We start from the raw sequence: 15,348 nt of genomic DNA on the forward strand, positions 1-15,348 counted from the left end.
TTCCTTAGAATAAGATACGATGAGAAGAATACTAGGATTTTTGATAGTGATGATGGTTTTCAGCAGTACGCTGATGGTGGCGCAGGATCCAAAGGCGGTTTTAGATAAAATGAGTGCAACCTATAAGGCCATGCCTGGTTTTGAAATAGAGTTTGTACAGAAAGTGATGAGTGAGGCGGAGGTGCTAGATAGATTTTCTGGTACTGCTGCAGTTTCAAAAGAGAAGTTTATGATCAAGTTTAGGGATCAGCATATTTATTGCAACGGCCCCGTACTTTGGACTTATTTGGTTGAGGCGCAAGAACTGACCATTACCAATTTTGAACCAGAAGAGACCTTTATCAACCCTACCAATATTTATGATATTTATAAAAAGGGTTTTACGTACACTTACAAGCGTTCCGAAAATATGGGAGGCTCATTAGTAGATGTAATTGAATTGGTTTCTACAGATGAAGACAGTGATTTCACGAATATCATTATGTACATAGACAAAAAGACCAGTTACCTTAAAGCTTGGGATTTGATTGACTATGATGGCATTAAAACGGCCTTCGAAGTGGCCAATTTTAAGCCAAATCAGACTTATGCTGCTGGCTTTTTTGAATTCGATCCAAAGAAAAACCCGGTGCAACACACCGAAGACTACAGGAACTAAATGACCAGAGCAGAGCTTTTTGGCCAAATTCAGAAAAAGAAATCCTTTTTGTGTGTTGGCTTAGATACCGACCTGAATAAAATACCTAAGCATTTACTAGATACCGAAGACCCCATCTTCGAGTTTAATAAACAGATTATAGATGCCACGGCCCAATATGCTGTGGCCTATAAACCCAATATTGCTTTTTATGAAGCTTATGGTGTTAAGGGTTGGCAAAGCTTAGAAAAAACGATCGCATATATTCCTAAAGATATTTTCATTCTGGCCGATGCCAAGCGTGGAGATATTGGTAATACTTCTAAAATGTATGCCAAGGCTTTCTTCGAAAATATGGATTGTGATGCGCTTACCGTGGCACCTTATATGGGAGAAGATTCAGTAAAACCTTTTTTGGAATTCAAGGACAAATGGGTGATTCTGTTGGCGCTAACTTCCAATACAGGCGGAAAGGATTTTCAGAATTTAGATCTTACTCAAGGAGGAGAGCTCTTTGAAGAAGTGCTTAGAAAAAGCCAAGAATGGGGTACTGCAGATCAGTTAATGTATGTGGTTGGGGCTACCCGGGCAGAGGTATTGACGAGAATTCGTAAGATCGTACCTAATCATTTCCTGCTTGTTCCAGGTGTTGGAGCACAAGGCGGAAGTCTGAAAGATGTAGCCCAATATGGGATGAATAGCCAATGTGGTCTTTTAGTAAACTCTAGCAGAGGAATAATTTATGCTTCTCAAAAAGAAGATTTTGCTGAGATTGCTGGGGAGAAAGCGCAAGAGTTACAGTTGGAAATGCAACAATATTTATCTGATTTTTGTAATTTAAGAAGCTAAAGGGCTTTTTAATGTTACCAGAATCCTTTCTTCATTTCGTTTGGCGATATCAATACTTTAATACTTCTACGCTAGAGCTAGTTTCTGGTGACCAGTTGAATATTATAAAAACAGGCCATCTTAATCATTTGGCTGGCCCAGATTTCAAAGAAGCCCAGGTCGATATTGAGGGAATTCAATGGCACGGCTCAGTCGAGATTCATGTGAAAGCTTCCGATTGGTACGCACATAAACATCAAGATGATCTCAATTATGATAATGTGGTGCTTCATGTGGTTTGGGAGAATGACAAACAGGTGTTTAACAGTGAAGATAATCCAATTCCTACATTAGAACTGAAAGGCTTGGTCAAACCAATGGTATTGGAGCGTTATCAACACCTTATGGATAATGAAGACTCAGTTCCGTGTGCCCGACATTTAAACAATACTAAATCCATCACAAGACTTTCAATGTTGGAAAGGGCCTTGGTGGAAAGGGTGGAAGAAAAATCTCATGACTTCAATTCCATTTTGGAATCCAACGCACATGACTGGGAAGAGTCGGCTTACCATTGGCTAGCCAAAGGTTTTGGTTTTAAAACAAACGCGAACAATATGCTGCGTTTGGCGCAAAGTGTTCCATTAAAAGTGCTCACAAAACATTCGAATCAGCTTTTTCAGATTGAAGCATTACTTTTTGGGCAAGCGGGTTTTTTGGACGTTGATGTATCGGACGAATACGCCTATCAGCTTCAGAAGGAATACAGGTTTCTGAAAGCCAAATATGAGTTGAAACAAAAAATAGGCTATAATGAGTGGTACTTTTCTAAAGTGAGGCCCGCCAATTATCCAACTATAAGAATTGCTCAATTAGCTGCCTTGGTGATTACCTATCCGCATATTTTTTCATTCTTTTCAGAAATCGAGAATCGGAGGGAGGTCATAGATAAGTTAGATGTCCTTCAATCGGATTACTGGTGTACTCATTATGCCATAGACAAGAAGCTGAGCAAGCGTCTAGGGGGATTGACTAAGAAATCGAAGGAGAATATTATCGTAAATACCGCAATTCCTTTTCTAGCCGCATTGGCTAAATACAAAGATGATAACGCTTATCTAGATAAAGCACTGAACCTGCTTTCGTCAATGAAAGCAGAAAGCAACCATATCACAGAATTATGGAAAACCTTGGGCTGGAATGTGTCTTCTGCTTTCGATAGCCAAGGATTGATCCAGCTCCATAACGCCTATTGCCTTCCAAAGAAATGTATTGAGTGCAATATTGGGATATCGTTGGTGCGCAATCCAGTATTTTAGTTTGCTTAGAATTTCGCTCAAAAAAAGTTAACTTTGCCGCCCGAAAAAGGAGGAAATTATGGACAATCCAGTAATCATATTTGGTGCGAATGAAATGGGCAAAGCTGCTCTCGAAATATTTGAGAGTAACGGAGTTGTGGTGTATGGCTTTTTGGATGACGATGCGGCCAAACATGGCCAAGAATTGAGCGGAGTATCCGTTTTAGGGAAAACTGATGACGATGGCTTTTTAAAACTGATTGGCAAAAAATGCGAAGGCTTTATTGCAGTGGACGACCGTGAACTTAGAAAAGGCTTGGTGAAACTCATGGTTGAGCGCAGAAAGAAAATGCCAGTGAATGCTATTCATCGTAATGCGGAAATAGCTACTTCGGCACACATCGGCCATGGCAACTTTGTAAATAACGGAGTGGTGGTAGGCTCGAATGCTAAAATTGGCAATCATTGTTTATTGAACACCAACTCAACTGTTGATTTCAGTGCCACACTAGGTGATCTAGTACAAGTGGGTGCGGGGAGCGTAATCGGAAACGAAGTTGAAATTGGAGACAATGTGTTTATTGGCTCTGGCGTTACGATTGTTTCAGGTATTAAAATAGGTAAGGGGGCAAGAATTGGAGCAGGTTCTGTGGTAATAGCAGAAGTAAAAGCCAATGCTACCGTATTCGGCAATCCAGCCAAAGAAGTTTAAAGTACAAGTTTTATTATTAATTCACCCTACTTGAAATAGGGCACGAGCTATGGGAAAACAATATTCAATTTTATTGTATTACTGCTATGCCGATATCCAGGATTATGAGGCATACAGAGAAAAACATCACTTATTTTGTGTTGAAAACAATTTACGTGGTAGAGTCATCATTTCACCAGAAGGCCTTAACGGAACCGTTTCAGGACTAAAGGAGGATTGTGAAAAGTACATGGCTTATGTACAATCAGATGCCCGCTTTGCAGACACAGAATTCAAAGTAGAAGCCCATGATAAAATGGCTTTTGCGAAACTGCACGTTAGAGTTAAGCCCGAAATAGTACACTCTAGCTTAAGGCACATTAACCCACGTGAGAAAACGGGTACTTATGTTGAGCCAAACGAATTCAAAGAGATTCTTAGAAATCAACCCGAAGACACGGTAATACTTGATGTTCGTAGCGACTACGAGCATAGCGTTGGTAGGTTTAAAAATGCGCTTACTTTGGACATCGAAAACTTTAGAGATTTCCCTGAAAAGGTGAAAGAAATAGAGGGATTGAGAAATAAGAAGGTAATCACTTATTGTACTGGAGGTATTAAGTGTGAAAAAGCCAGTGCTTATCTATTGGAGCAAGGTTTTGAGAACGTTTATCAGCTTCATGGTGGAATCATCAAATATGGTATTGAAGCGGGCGGAGAAGATTTTGAAGGAAAATGCTATGTTTTTGATAACCGAATTACGGCCGATGTTAACTCTGTGAACCCTTCGGTGATTTCAAAATGCCATGTTACCGGTGTGCTTACAGATAGAATGGTAAATTGCGCCAACCCAACTTGTAATGCACATATTCCAATGTCAGAAGAAGCTGGTTGGTTAATGGATGGGTGCTGTTCAGATGAATGTCGCCAAAACCCGGAAAGAAGGCCTTACGATGGAACGGGTTACTATCAAAAGAACACCAATCATTATAACCCTTTAAAAGGGGTGAAGAGAGAGCCTGCCAAAATCGACTAAAGTGGAGAAAAGGACTATCCCAGAATCAGAACTTATTTTGACCAACGAAGGCGCAATTTATCATTTGGGCTTGCAGCCTGAAATGGTAGCCGATACGGTCATCGTGGTGGGTGATCCAGATCGGGTTGCCAAAATCAGTAAATACTTTGATCGAATAGACTTTCAAGTCACCAATCGAGAGCTTGTTACGCATACGGGAGAGTTAAACGGAAAACGGATTTCGGTGATCAGCTCAGGAATGGGTACCGATAATGTTGAAATCCTCATGACCGAGCTGGATGCGTTGGTCAATGTAGATTTGAAGAAACGTCAGGTTAAGGATAAGCTTAAAGCCCTTAAAATCATCAGAATTGGAACTTCAGGCTGCATGCAACCCGATATTCCATTGGACTCATTTTTAGTGTCGAAGGCAGCTTTGGGGATGGATTCTCTGATGTCTTTTTACCCTTGGGTAGAATCAGAAGATGGGCAAGTGATTGGCAACAAAGTGCAAAGAACATTGGGCTTACCCATTAGACCATATTTGTCGGAAGCTTCCCCTTTGTTGTTGAAAGAGTTTCAAGGCCCTCAAATGTATAGTGGAGTAACAGTGACCGCCCCAGGTTTCTATGCTCCTCAGGGTAGGGAAATCAGGCTTAGACCATTTCTTCCAGACTATCTCGATAGACTTTCAAAAATAAACACCTCGTTTGGGCAAATCACCAATTTTGAAATGGAAACGGCAGGCTATTATGCCATGGCTAAAATGCTGGGCCATGAAATGATTAGCTTCAACGCGCTAATTGCGAATAGACCCAATAAACAGTTTTCGCCCAACGCAGAGAAAACAGTGAATGATCTAATTCAATGGGTTATTGAGAGGCTTTAATGCCTTAAGTAAACTATTTTTTGGGCTTTAATTTACCTTGAAGCAATAAGTTAAACTCTTCGCAAGTTAGAATTCCATTGGTAGAGTAGGGGCATTTTTTGTAAATGGTTTCGCCTATCCGATCCCTTGAACTAATGATGTCATCACCTTTGCAAACGGGACAAACTATATTTTCATGCCCAGAGCAACTAATCGTGTTCTGGTAAAAGAACTTCGTATTAGTTTCTACAGTTTCTCCTGTACTTCGATTCGCCCTAAATTCTTTTTCAGATTGATCTAAGAGCGCAATTACCTCATCTGAATATTGCCCTGATGAACCTTTAAGTTCCAAGTACTTGCTGAGCCAATCTATACTCTGGCTATAATATTTTAGATAGAATGAGTTCTTTCCAAAGTAGTAACAGAAATCTGAAGAAAGGACAGTGATTTTATCCAATGCCACCATAAAGTATTTGTCGGCTTCCAAATACTTCTCCTGATTCATGTAAGTAACGGCCGTATCGATATACCTTCTGGGATCTTGAAATAGATGACTCTCTTTTTCCTGCCCTAAAACATTTTGAATAAGGATAAAAAGAAAGACGGTAGAAATGAAGAGTTGCCTCATAGTGAATATTTAAACGCCTAAATTAAGAAAGTTTAGACATTAAAAAGCCTCGGAATTACCGAGGCCATATGTTTTAACAGTTTTTGTGAACTGTTAGAATTCAAAAATGAATTCTACTTCGTGCTTTTCTTCAACTTTGGCAGGGCAAATTTTTTGCTGGCCAATGTCGCGATGCCAATTCCCGTGGCAACAATTGCGGCTGTGAATAATAATGTTTTAGTTCTCATGTTCTTTTATTTGGGGTACTTATACTCCTAAGACAACCATTGTGCCAATAATGTTCCTGCTCTAAGAATATTATTTTTTTGTCTTTCGTTTACATCCAAATAACAACTGGCAATGGTCTTCTCCCTTACCCTAACTTCATTTAAATTTTAATTTACGCTTTGATTTTTGAGGCCATAATCTTTTGCTTGAAAAATTAGTTTTCCATTGATCAAGTATTGCTTTTTATCCCGAGCAAATGATCTTTATATTTCAATAATCAACCTGTTATCTTATGAAGATTAGAAATTATTTATTTGTGCTTTTGAGTTTTGGCTTCTTTTTGAATCCATTGGCGGCTCATCAAACCGCTCCTCCCCAGACTGATGCTAGATTTTACGACATCGTTCAGTCTGCTTCTCCAGAAAGAATTGAAACTGACATTCGTAAGCTGATCAGCTTTGGTACCCGTAATACTTTTTCTGATACCGTTTCTCAGACCCGTGGAATTGGTGCTGCTAGAAGATGGATCTTCTCTGAATTCGAAAAAATATCAAAAGAATGTGGAGGCTGCCTTGAAGTTTTCTATCAGAAAGATTTTGTGGAAAAAACTGAAGGAAGTCGTGTTCCTCACTCAGCTTGGATAGTGAATGTTGTCGCTGTTTTGAGAGGGACCGAATACCCAAATAGTTATGCAATGATGTCTGGCGACATTGATTCTCGCTCATCTAATACCATGAACTTTGAAATTGATGCCCCTGGCGCTAATGATAACGCCTCAGGTATGGCTGGAACAATTGAGGCAGCACGTGTGCTCTCAAAATATAAATTCAAACATAGTATTGCCTTTGTAGGGCTTTCTGGTGAAGAACAAGGTTTGTTTGGTGGCGCTGGTTTGGCCAAATATGCACGGGATAACAACTGGGAAATTGTCGGGATCTTGAATAACGACATGATCGGGAATATTGAAGGCGTTGATGGTGTAATCAGTAACCGCGATTTTAGAATTTTCTCTGAGCCCACTCCAGCCAATGAAAGTGAAGGCTTGAGACGTACGAGAAGAACCGTTGGTGGAGAAGTAGATGGAAACTCAAGACAACTCGCCAGGTTCATTTATAAGCAAGTACAGACTTACATGCCTGAAATGAATCCAATGATGATTTACAGGTTAGATAGATTTGGTCGTGGAGGCCATCACCGCCCGTTCAACGATCTAGGTTTTGCTGGAGTACGTATTATGGAAGCCCACGAAAACTATGTGCGTCAACACCAAGACATACGAACTGAAAATGGAATTGAGTACGGAGATGTGATTGAAGGTGTAAATTTTGATTATGCCGCTAAACTCACTGCCGTTAATGCGATTTCATTGGCAGGTTTGGCTTGGGGCCCAAAACTCCCCGAGGATGTAAGAATTGGCGGAGCTGTTCAGCCTTCTACAACCTTACAATGGAAAGAATCAAACGATCCGAATATTATTGGATACAAGCTTTACTGGAGATTGACTACTTCACCTACATGGGACAATTCAAGGTTCGTTTCTGGGGTGAATGAATTCACCTTAGAAGGCATCGTGATTGACAATTATTACTTTGGAGTGGCTGCTGTAGCGAAAAACGGTAGTGAATCGCCAGTGGTATTCCCATATCAGCAGATAAGAAGAAGATAGAAGGTGTTATGACCAAATGAATATAGAATGAAAAGCGGCCACTGGCCGCTTTTTTTATGATTCAGTAATTGTGAAGCTGGCAGTTAAGCCCACACTGAAGTTTCTAGGAAGAGATTGAGCGCCAAAAATTGCTCGGCTGTGGGTGCCTTTTTCTTCCAGAATTTTGACAAAAAGATCAGAAGCACCATTCGCAACTTTGGGTGATTCATCCCAGTTATTACCTGCTTGAAAGTAAATGTCTATATGGTTTAGGCCCACTAACCTGTCAAAACCTACTTTGCTGTTGATTTGAGCCAAGACATTCAGGGTGCACAATTCCATAGCATGGTAGCCATCTTCTGTACTGAGCTCATCTCCTAACCGCCCTTGATATAGAAATTCTTCATTCAGAATTGGAAATTGTATGGCCACATAGGCAATGTTTGCTCGGATATTAACCGACACATAGTTGCCACCAGGAGTAGAAACCTCTGGAAGGCTAAGGTTGAGTTTTTGTAGGTTTTCTAGTGGGGTCATCGTAGTTGGAAGCTCTGATTGATCATTTGGAATTAAGAATACCGATCCATATCCTTCATAAAGCGCCTTCTGTCTTTACGTTGGTTTCTGTTTATGATAAAGAATAGGAGTGGGCCTATTAAAAAAGCAGTGAATAATGGGAGTTGAAACACTCTTGATTGATTACTCTTACGAGCCGATCGCTGTTTTAGGAATTGCAGAAAACTGATGGTGTAAACCACCATAATTAGAACGCAAATAAGAATCCATGCCGCTGTGCTCATATCCAAAAATACAAACTTATTGTAATTACAAACTAGACCAGTACTGTTGGGCTTACGTACTCTAAGGAATAAACTTTATGACTTCCTTTCTTGCCCTTCACTTCTATTTCGTATTCTGCATTTACCACGCAACAAGTCTCAAATTTTTTAAAGAGTGCTTCAGAAATTAGAAAATCTGTATTTAATGTTTTGTTGGCTTGTTCGATGCGCGAAGCGAAATTCACGGTATCGCCAATGGCAGCTTCTTTTTGCATGCCTTCTATACCAATGGTGCCCCAAATTACTTTGCCAGTATGCGCTCCTAAGCGAATTTTGAAAGAAGAATTCACTAAATCGTGTACTTCAGTATCGAATTTTTTAATGGCTTCTTGAAGTTCGAAACCTGCACTGATCACATTTTTTGTATGATTCGGCTGGTGATCTAAACCAAAAATGGCCAAGAAACCATCACCGTAATAGTCGAGAATTCTGCCATTATGTTTTTTGATGATATTGCCTGCAATGTAGAAATAGCGGTTGAGCACATGCACCACATCATAAGCCGGGGTACGTTCGCTAAAGGCAGTATAATCGGCAATGTCCACAAAGAGTACAGAGGCATCAATTACTTCTCCCAAACTTCGAGGTGCGCTTGACATGCCTGAGCTTAGAATAATGTTCTCGTCTATTTTATCGAGCACTAGCCTACGTGCTTTTACGGGGCCGCATACCGTGGTTTGACATGCTAACCTTATTTCTGGCCCGAATTTAAGTACGTCTGCTAATTTCTGTTCCTTCTCGTTTCTAGGGTTTACGTTTTCTAATCCTTCATTAATATAAACCCGGCAGGTAGAGCATTTGGCTTGCCCGCCACAAGCGTGCGCATGATTGATACCCATTTTAAGCGAGGCGTCCAAAATGGTTTCGCCATGCTCGCAGTCTACTGTTAGTTTATCTGAATTGAGGATTAGTTCAGCCATAAATTAGATTACATGTATTCGGAAAGCTCAAGCCAGCGCATTTCCTTCTCCTCTAAATCGTTATTTATCCTTTCTAGTTCCGTTGCCCACTCAGTTAATTCCTCATGATTAGTAGAACCCCCTATTATTTTTTCATTCAGGACTGCTTTTTGCGCTTCCAGCTTGGCCATTTCTTTTTCTATCGTATCGAATTCTAGTTTTTCTTTGTACGATATTTTTCGCTGTTCTTTTTTAGGGGCTGGAGCAGCGGGCTTCTCAACGATCTTAGGCTTTGGTGCATCTTTGGCGGCTACTTCTTCTAAACGCCAATCGGTATAATTACCGTTATAATCTCGGATATCGCCTTGGCCATCAAAAACGAAGAGGTGATCGACTAATTTATCAACAAAATACCTATCATGAGATACAAGCACCAAGCAACCTTCGAAATTCTCAAGGAAATTTTCTAAGGTGTTTAATGTAATCAAATCAAGGTCGTTGGTCGGCTCATCCAGAATCAAGAAGTTTGGACTCTTGATCAAGATTTTAAGCAACTGAAGTCTACGTTTTTCCCCACCACTCAATTTACCTATGGGTTTGTATTGCACTTCGGGCGGGAAGAGGAATCGAGTCAAGAATTGAGAAACTGGAATGCTCTGGCCTTTTCCGTACTCTACAAACTCAGCAATTTCTTTCGCAAATTCAATGACGGTTTGGGCATCGTTGAACCTTAGTTCTTGCTGACGGTAGTAACCGATTTTAGTCGTTTGGCCTAAATCAATGGAACCTTCATTGGCTTCTAAATCACCGACGAGTAAACGAAGGAAAGTTGTTTTCCCACTTCCGTTTGCACCAACAATTCCTACACGATCCTTTCTTGGAAAAACATATGAGAAATTATCGATCAATTTCTTGTCGCCAAAACCATGGCTGATTTTTTCAATTTCCAGTACTTTTTTACCCTGACGTGAAGCCGTGGCACCCAATTCCATACCTGTGGTTTTTGCACCAGAGAAGGCCTTTGATTTGGTTTCTTCGAAAGCATCTACTCTGTACTTGGCTTTTGTGCCTCGGGCTTTTGGTTGCCTTCTGATCCAGTCGAGTTCTTTTCTGTAGAGGTTTTGAGCTTTCTCTATTGAAGAAGCTTCGGATTCATGACGTTCAGCTTTCTTTTCTAAGAAATGCCCGTAATCACCTTTATAACGATAGAGTTTTCCTTGCTCGAGCTCTACAATTTCGTTCGTTACTTTTTCTAAGAAATACCTATCGTGAGTAACAAGAATCAAGGCCATATTGGCTTGGCTCAAATAACCTTCTAACCATTCAATACTGTCAATGTCCAAGTGGTTGGTAGGCTCATCCAGAATTAGTAAGTCAGGTCTTTGGATAAGGACCTGCGCCATGGCGACTCTTTTTTGCTGCCCACCTGAAAGTTTGCTTACATCTGCTTCTAGATCTTTCAAGCCCAGTTTGCCTAAAATCTGCTTTACCTGACTTTCTTGATCCCAAGCATTCAAAGCGTCAATTCGTTCGATAACGGTTTGCATTTCTTTGTCATCGTAGTCACCACGTTCAGCTTTCAGCATTACTTTTTGGTAACGATTTAAAAGCCTTAGGGCTTCGTCATCGTTATCAAACACTGCATCAAGTACGGTTTGGTTGGTTTCGAACTTTGGGTTTTGCACCAATGAGCGCACCGCAATGTCATTTCGGAAGACTACATCTCCGGCATCTTGTTTCTCAACACCTGTGATAATTTTGAGGAGGGTAGATTTTCCTGAGCCGTTTACGCCTACAAGGGCAATCTTTTGGCCTTGATCAACACCAATGGAAATGGCGTCAAGTATTTTTCTGTCACCAAATGTCTTGGTGATATTTTCTAACGAAAGGTAGTTCATTCTTGAATGGAATTCTTAGTGGCGCAAAAGTAACCAAAGAAATGGGTAACGATGTGTTTTCTAGTTTTCTAACTGGAATAAAGTCGGTCAATTCTTTAATTACTCGTCATTTCGGTCCGATGACCACATCGGCCTTTTGCTATCAAAAGGCTGGTTAAAACTATTTGGTCAATCAATTCATCTTAATTGATAAAGTGAAAGCTCAACTGTTGGTCTTTAGCAGGGTAGTGCCTTAGTTTTTATTAAAGCGTAATAAGTGTTGACTTAACAAGTGTTATCTGTTATTAAGAAAAATTAACATTCAAAAAGTAATATTTTGAACTATGTTTACAGTTCAAAAGGTCAGTCAAAATAACAACAAAATGAAAAAACGTAACCTGATAATCGTTATCGGCATTTTTGTCGCGGTACTTATTTTTTTTATCACCAAAGTAAACAAGGGGTCCACTGATTCAACCGAGGTCTTTGCCAAAGTTCAACGAGGGCAATTCAGGTCCGAAATTACAGCATCGGGCGAATTATACGCCAAGAGTTCGGTCGATATCCTAGGGCCTGGTGGAATGCAAAGTGCAGGCATATTCCAAACTACATTAGAGCACATTATTCCTGAAGGAACGGTAGTGAAAGCGGGAGATTATGTGGCCCGTTTAGATCAAACGGAACTGGGGACAAGGCTTCAACAAAGACAAAGTGATTTTACCGTCACCTCTTCTGATTTTACGCAAGCAAAGCTAGATACGGCAATAGAGCTTCGCAAAGCCAGAGATTTAATGGATAATCTGCTTTATGAAATTGAAAGGAAGAAATTAGTATTGAAAAATTCTCAATACGAACCGCCTGCAGTCGTGGCAGAGAAACGAATGGAATTAGACAGGGCGGAAAAACAGTTCTTGGTTGAAAAGGAGAATTACGAGCTTCAGCGACAAAAATCTGTGGCAAAAATGAAAGGGGCTGCAGCAAAAATGCAGGACGATAAAGTCAAACTAGATAACCTAATGGCATTGCGTTCTCAGTTTACCATTATGGCACCCGAAGCTGGAATGCTTATTTATAAACGCGACTGGCGTGGGAGTAAAATGGGAGTAGGGGCACAAGTTGCTGCTTGGGATCCCGTAGTGGCGACATTGCCTGACCTAACTCAGATGGTGTCAAAGACCTTTGTGAATGAGGTCGATATTAATAATATAAAGAAAGGGCAGCGGGTTGAAATAGGGTTGGATGCCTTTCCTGATAAAAAGCTGACAGGTCAAATTTTGGAAGTCGCCAACATGGGGCAGCAACGACCTAACTCCGACTCTAAGGTGTTTGAGATTATGGTGGCGGTAAATGAATCGGATACCACCTTAAGACCGGGCATGACAACAAGCAATAAGGTAATAGCCGAAGTTTTAGAAGACGTTCTTTTTATCCCAGTAGAAGCAGTTCATAGCCAAGGTGATACCATAACTTATATCATTGCCAAAGATGGACTGAACATTACTAAGCATGAAGTGAGGCTCGGTAAGTCCAACTCAGATGAAGTGGTTGTTCTTGGTGGAATTGACGAAGGGCTTACTGTTTATTTGTCTGACCCTAGTGGCATAGAAGATAAACCCATTAAACGTATTTCTGAAGGGGTAAAGGCAATCGCTAAAAAGGACTGATATGTTCCGAAAAATCCTTTCAAATTTGGCTATTGCTTCAGAAGCAGTACTGTCAAATAAAATCCGTAGCATCCTCACTGCTTTGGGGATCATATTTGGCGTAGCCGCAGTAATTGCCATGATGGCCATTGGTTCAGGTGCTCAACAGGAAATTCTTGAGCAAATAGAATTGGTGGGGGTGAATAATATCGTTATCACTCCGATTATTGAGCAGAGCGAAGGTGAATTGGATGAAACTGCGGGGGCGGTAGGTACCCAAAAAGGGAAAAAGAACCTTTCATTAGGCCTTAATTTCATGGATGTGGAGAGCATCAAAAACATGATTCCGGGCATAGACATGGTCAGTCCAGAGATTGTTTTAGAAACCGAGGTGTCCAGACAAGGTTTCAGGCGTTCAGCAAAACTGGTGGGGGTAGAGAATACTTATTTTGAGATCTCTGGCTTCGAGCTCAGTGAAGGTGAATACTTCAATAAAGAGCATTTAAAGAAGGGCGTTCCGGTTTGTATTATAGGGAAGTCCATCAAATCTAAATTTTTTAGTAGGGAAGAACCAATAGGCAAGTACATTAAAGTGGGCCGTCACTGGCTCAAGGTAATTGGGGTATTAGAGGAACGGATTATTTCAGACAAGAGCATGTCTAACCTTGGTATCCGCGATTATAACATGGACATCTACACGCCTCTAAGTACAGCTTTGATGAGGTACGAGAATAGGGCAATGGTAACGAATGCTCTCATTCAACAAGCCCGAATGAACAATGCACAAAATGAAGGCAACACGGATGTTAACTATCATCAACTCGATAGACTAGTACTTAAGGTATCGAATACGGAGCAAATGAATTCAATTGCCCAGGTGGTTTCAAAAATGTTGAAGCGCAAGCACAGCCAAGTGGTAGATTATGAAATCAGTATTCCCGAACTGCTCTTAAAACAGCAACAACGCACCAAGAACATCTTCAATTTTGTATTGGGGGGGATTGCAGGTATTTCGCTACTCGTAGGAGGTATTGGTATCATGAATATTATGCTGGCTTCCGTAATGGAAAGAATTAAGGAGATCGGTTTACGTATGTCGCTTGGCGCTACAAGGTTGGACATCATCTTTCAGTTTCTTTTAGAAGCCGTAATGATCAGTTTTTCAGGGGGAGCCATAGGAGTGCTATTGGGCTTGGGTGCTGCTTTTGGTATAGCAGAACTGGCTGAAATACCCACCATTGTTAGTCCATTCTCTATTTTACTGTCGTTTGGGGTTGCAGTGACTGTAGGGATTGTATTTGGAATAGCACCAGCCAAAAGAGCCGCAGAGCAAGATCCTATTACCTCGTTGAGGTACGAGTAATCCATAGAAAGGAATAGACATAAAGAAAGGCTACTGGAAAAGGTAGCCTTTTTGATTATTTTTCATCTCTATTTTTAGACAGAAAGGCTTTAGATTTTATAATGAACTCACCTTTGGTTTCTCCTTCATGAGCGCCATGGGCAACGTTTGGCAATATCCAAAGGTCAGATTGGGGAAGGTTTTTCTTCACCCTAGCGACTTCTGATAAATCCATACCCTCATCATCATCGCCCACCATGATCAATACTTCAGGCTTTATTCTTTGTAATTCCTCGTCACTTAGCCTGACTGTATAATTCTTGAATTGCTCCATGAGGGCTTTTATTTGATCGTCTGAACGATGGTCCGTAGCGAGCCAAGGGAAATTGTCCTTATTCTCAAAAGTGAATATTTTCTGGTACTCAGGAAAATCATTTATCGTCCAGGTGCCCACTGCACCGATTGTTATCATTGATTCTATCAGGGGTGGATTAAGCAGAGCAAGTTGATATAGAATGTCTCCACCAAAGCTGAACCCAATGGCATTTATTTTTTCTAATTCAAGATGCTGAGCTAAAGCGTTAATGTCCTCAGCCACCGACTTTATGGACAATTCTTGCTTGAAGGCCTCAGATTTTCCGTGCCCAGTTAGGTCAATTAAGTATACCTCATATTCTTGCTCAAAATCTTCGACATAAGGTCTCCACGATTTGGAGGATTGTGTATAACCATGTAAAAGAAAAAGTGGCTCACCTTCACCGTAAACTTCATAATAAATGCTCTTTCCATTGACTACAGTAGAGGCAGATCTTTTGGCTTCTTGAGAAAATATATCGGTTGATATGGAGAGTAGGACTGGTATTATAAAAGCAATCTTTTTGATTGTGCTTAAGGAGTAGGACGTATTGGAATTTATCATTTGAATTTCAAA

General features: G+C 40.6%; 14 protein-coding genes. 9 read left to right on the forward strand and 5 right to left on the reverse strand.

The genetic code is table 11. The features are described 5' to 3' along the window. Positions 1 to 19: 19 nt before the first annotated feature. Genes AWN68_RS09750 through AWN68_RS09775 form a run of 6 tightly spaced genes read left to right on the forward strand, consistent with a single transcriptional unit; the run spans position 20 to position 5,358 of the window. Positions 20 to 658: a LolA family protein gene (locus AWN68_RS09750; RefSeq protein WP_084362820.1), complete on the forward strand. Its 639-nt coding sequence runs from the start codon at positions 20 to 22 to the stop codon at positions 656 to 658. Then, positions 659 to 1,486, forward strand: coding sequence for an orotidine-5'-phosphate decarboxylase (gene pyrF, locus AWN68_RS09755; RefSeq protein WP_068414702.1), 828 nt, complete (start codon positions 659 to 661; stop codon positions 1,484 to 1,486). It abuts the gene before it with no gap. Between the two features lie 11 nt (positions 1,487 to 1,497). After that, entirely contained in the window at positions 1,498 to 2,784 is a 1,287-nt protein-coding gene (locus tag AWN68_RS09760) for a DUF2851 family protein (RefSeq protein WP_068414706.1), read from the forward strand. A 58-nt stretch (positions 2,785 to 2,842) separates the two neighbouring features. Then, positions 2,843 to 3,475, forward strand: a complete 633-nt coding sequence (locus AWN68_RS09765; protein WP_068414709.1) for an acetyltransferase — start codon at positions 2,843 to 2,845, stop codon at positions 3,473 to 3,475. 49 nt (positions 3,476 to 3,524) lie between these two features. Continuing rightward, complete coding sequence (trhO, locus tag AWN68_RS09770; RefSeq protein ID WP_068414712.1) at positions 3,525 to 4,490, forward strand: oxygen-dependent tRNA uridine(34) hydroxylase TrhO; 966 nt, start codon at positions 3,525 to 3,527, stop codon at positions 4,488 to 4,490. 1 nt (position 4,491) lies between these two features. Next, positions 4,492 to 5,358, forward strand: a complete 867-nt coding sequence (locus AWN68_RS09775; protein WP_068414715.1) for a nucleoside phosphorylase — start codon at positions 4,492 to 4,494, stop codon at positions 5,356 to 5,358. 13 nt (positions 5,359 to 5,371) lie between these two features. Here AWN68_RS09775 and AWN68_RS09780 read toward each other — a convergent pair whose 3' ends face one another. Beyond that, positions 5,372 to 5,965 carry a hypothetical protein gene (locus AWN68_RS09780; RefSeq protein WP_068414718.1) on the reverse strand — a complete coding sequence of 198 codons (594 nt, stop codon included), beginning with the start codon at positions 5,963 to 5,965 and terminating at the stop codon, positions 5,372 to 5,374. Between the two features lie 499 nt (positions 5,966 to 6,464). Here AWN68_RS09780 and AWN68_RS09785 point away from each other — a divergent pair, with 499 nt between their 5' ends. Next, the gene (locus AWN68_RS09785) at positions 6,465 to 7,838 is read left to right on the forward strand and encodes a M28 family peptidase (RefSeq protein WP_084362821.1); all 1,374 of its coding nucleotides are present in this window, start codon (positions 6,465 to 6,467) and stop codon (positions 7,836 to 7,838) included. Between the two features lie 54 nt (positions 7,839 to 7,892). Here AWN68_RS09785 and AWN68_RS09790 read toward each other — a convergent pair whose 3' ends face one another. The 3 genes from AWN68_RS09790 to AWN68_RS09800 all read right to left on the reverse strand — a co-directional run bounded on the left by AWN68_RS09790 (position 7,893) and on the right by AWN68_RS09800 (position 11,453). Further along, positions 7,893 to 8,354: a RidA family protein gene (locus AWN68_RS09790; RefSeq protein WP_068414721.1), complete on the reverse strand. Its 462-nt coding sequence runs from the start codon at positions 8,352 to 8,354 to the stop codon at positions 7,893 to 7,895. A 295-nt stretch (positions 8,355 to 8,649) separates the two neighbouring features. Continuing rightward, positions 8,650 to 9,576, reverse strand: coding sequence for an adenylate/guanylate cyclase domain-containing protein (locus tag AWN68_RS09795; RefSeq protein ID WP_068414724.1), 927 nt, complete (start codon positions 9,574 to 9,576; stop codon positions 8,650 to 8,652). 8 nt (positions 9,577 to 9,584) lie between these two features. Then, entirely contained in the window at positions 9,585 to 11,453 is a 1,869-nt protein-coding gene (locus AWN68_RS09800) for an ABC-F family ATP-binding cassette domain-containing protein (RefSeq protein WP_068414727.1), read from the reverse strand. Between the two features lie 362 nt (positions 11,454 to 11,815). On the opposite strand from AWN68_RS09800, the gene AWN68_RS09805 reads away from it, so the two are divergent. Next, positions 11,816 to 13,096 carry an efflux RND transporter periplasmic adaptor subunit gene (locus AWN68_RS09805; protein WP_068415232.1) on the forward strand — a complete coding sequence of 427 codons (1,281 nt, stop codon included), beginning with the start codon at positions 11,816 to 11,818 and terminating at the stop codon, positions 13,094 to 13,096. Position 13,097: 1 nt separating this feature from the next. After that, positions 13,098 to 14,438 carry an ABC transporter permease gene (locus AWN68_RS09810; RefSeq protein WP_068414730.1) on the forward strand — a complete coding sequence of 447 codons (1,341 nt, stop codon included), beginning with the start codon at positions 13,098 to 13,100 and terminating at the stop codon, positions 14,436 to 14,438. Positions 14,439 to 14,493: 55 nt separating this feature from the next. On the opposite strand, the gene AWN68_RS09815 is transcribed toward AWN68_RS09810, so the two are convergent. Then, the gene (locus AWN68_RS09815) at positions 14,494 to 15,336 is read right to left on the reverse strand and encodes an alpha/beta fold hydrolase (RefSeq protein WP_157716154.1); all 843 of its coding nucleotides are present in this window, start codon (positions 15,334 to 15,336) and stop codon (positions 14,494 to 14,496) included. Positions 15,337 to 15,348 lie beyond the last annotated feature (12 nt).

It is taken from the genome of Roseivirga echinicomitans (assembly GCF_001592935.1).
Lineage (GTDB): Bacteria > Bacteroidota > Bacteroidia > Cytophagales > Cyclobacteriaceae > Roseivirga > Roseivirga echinicomitans.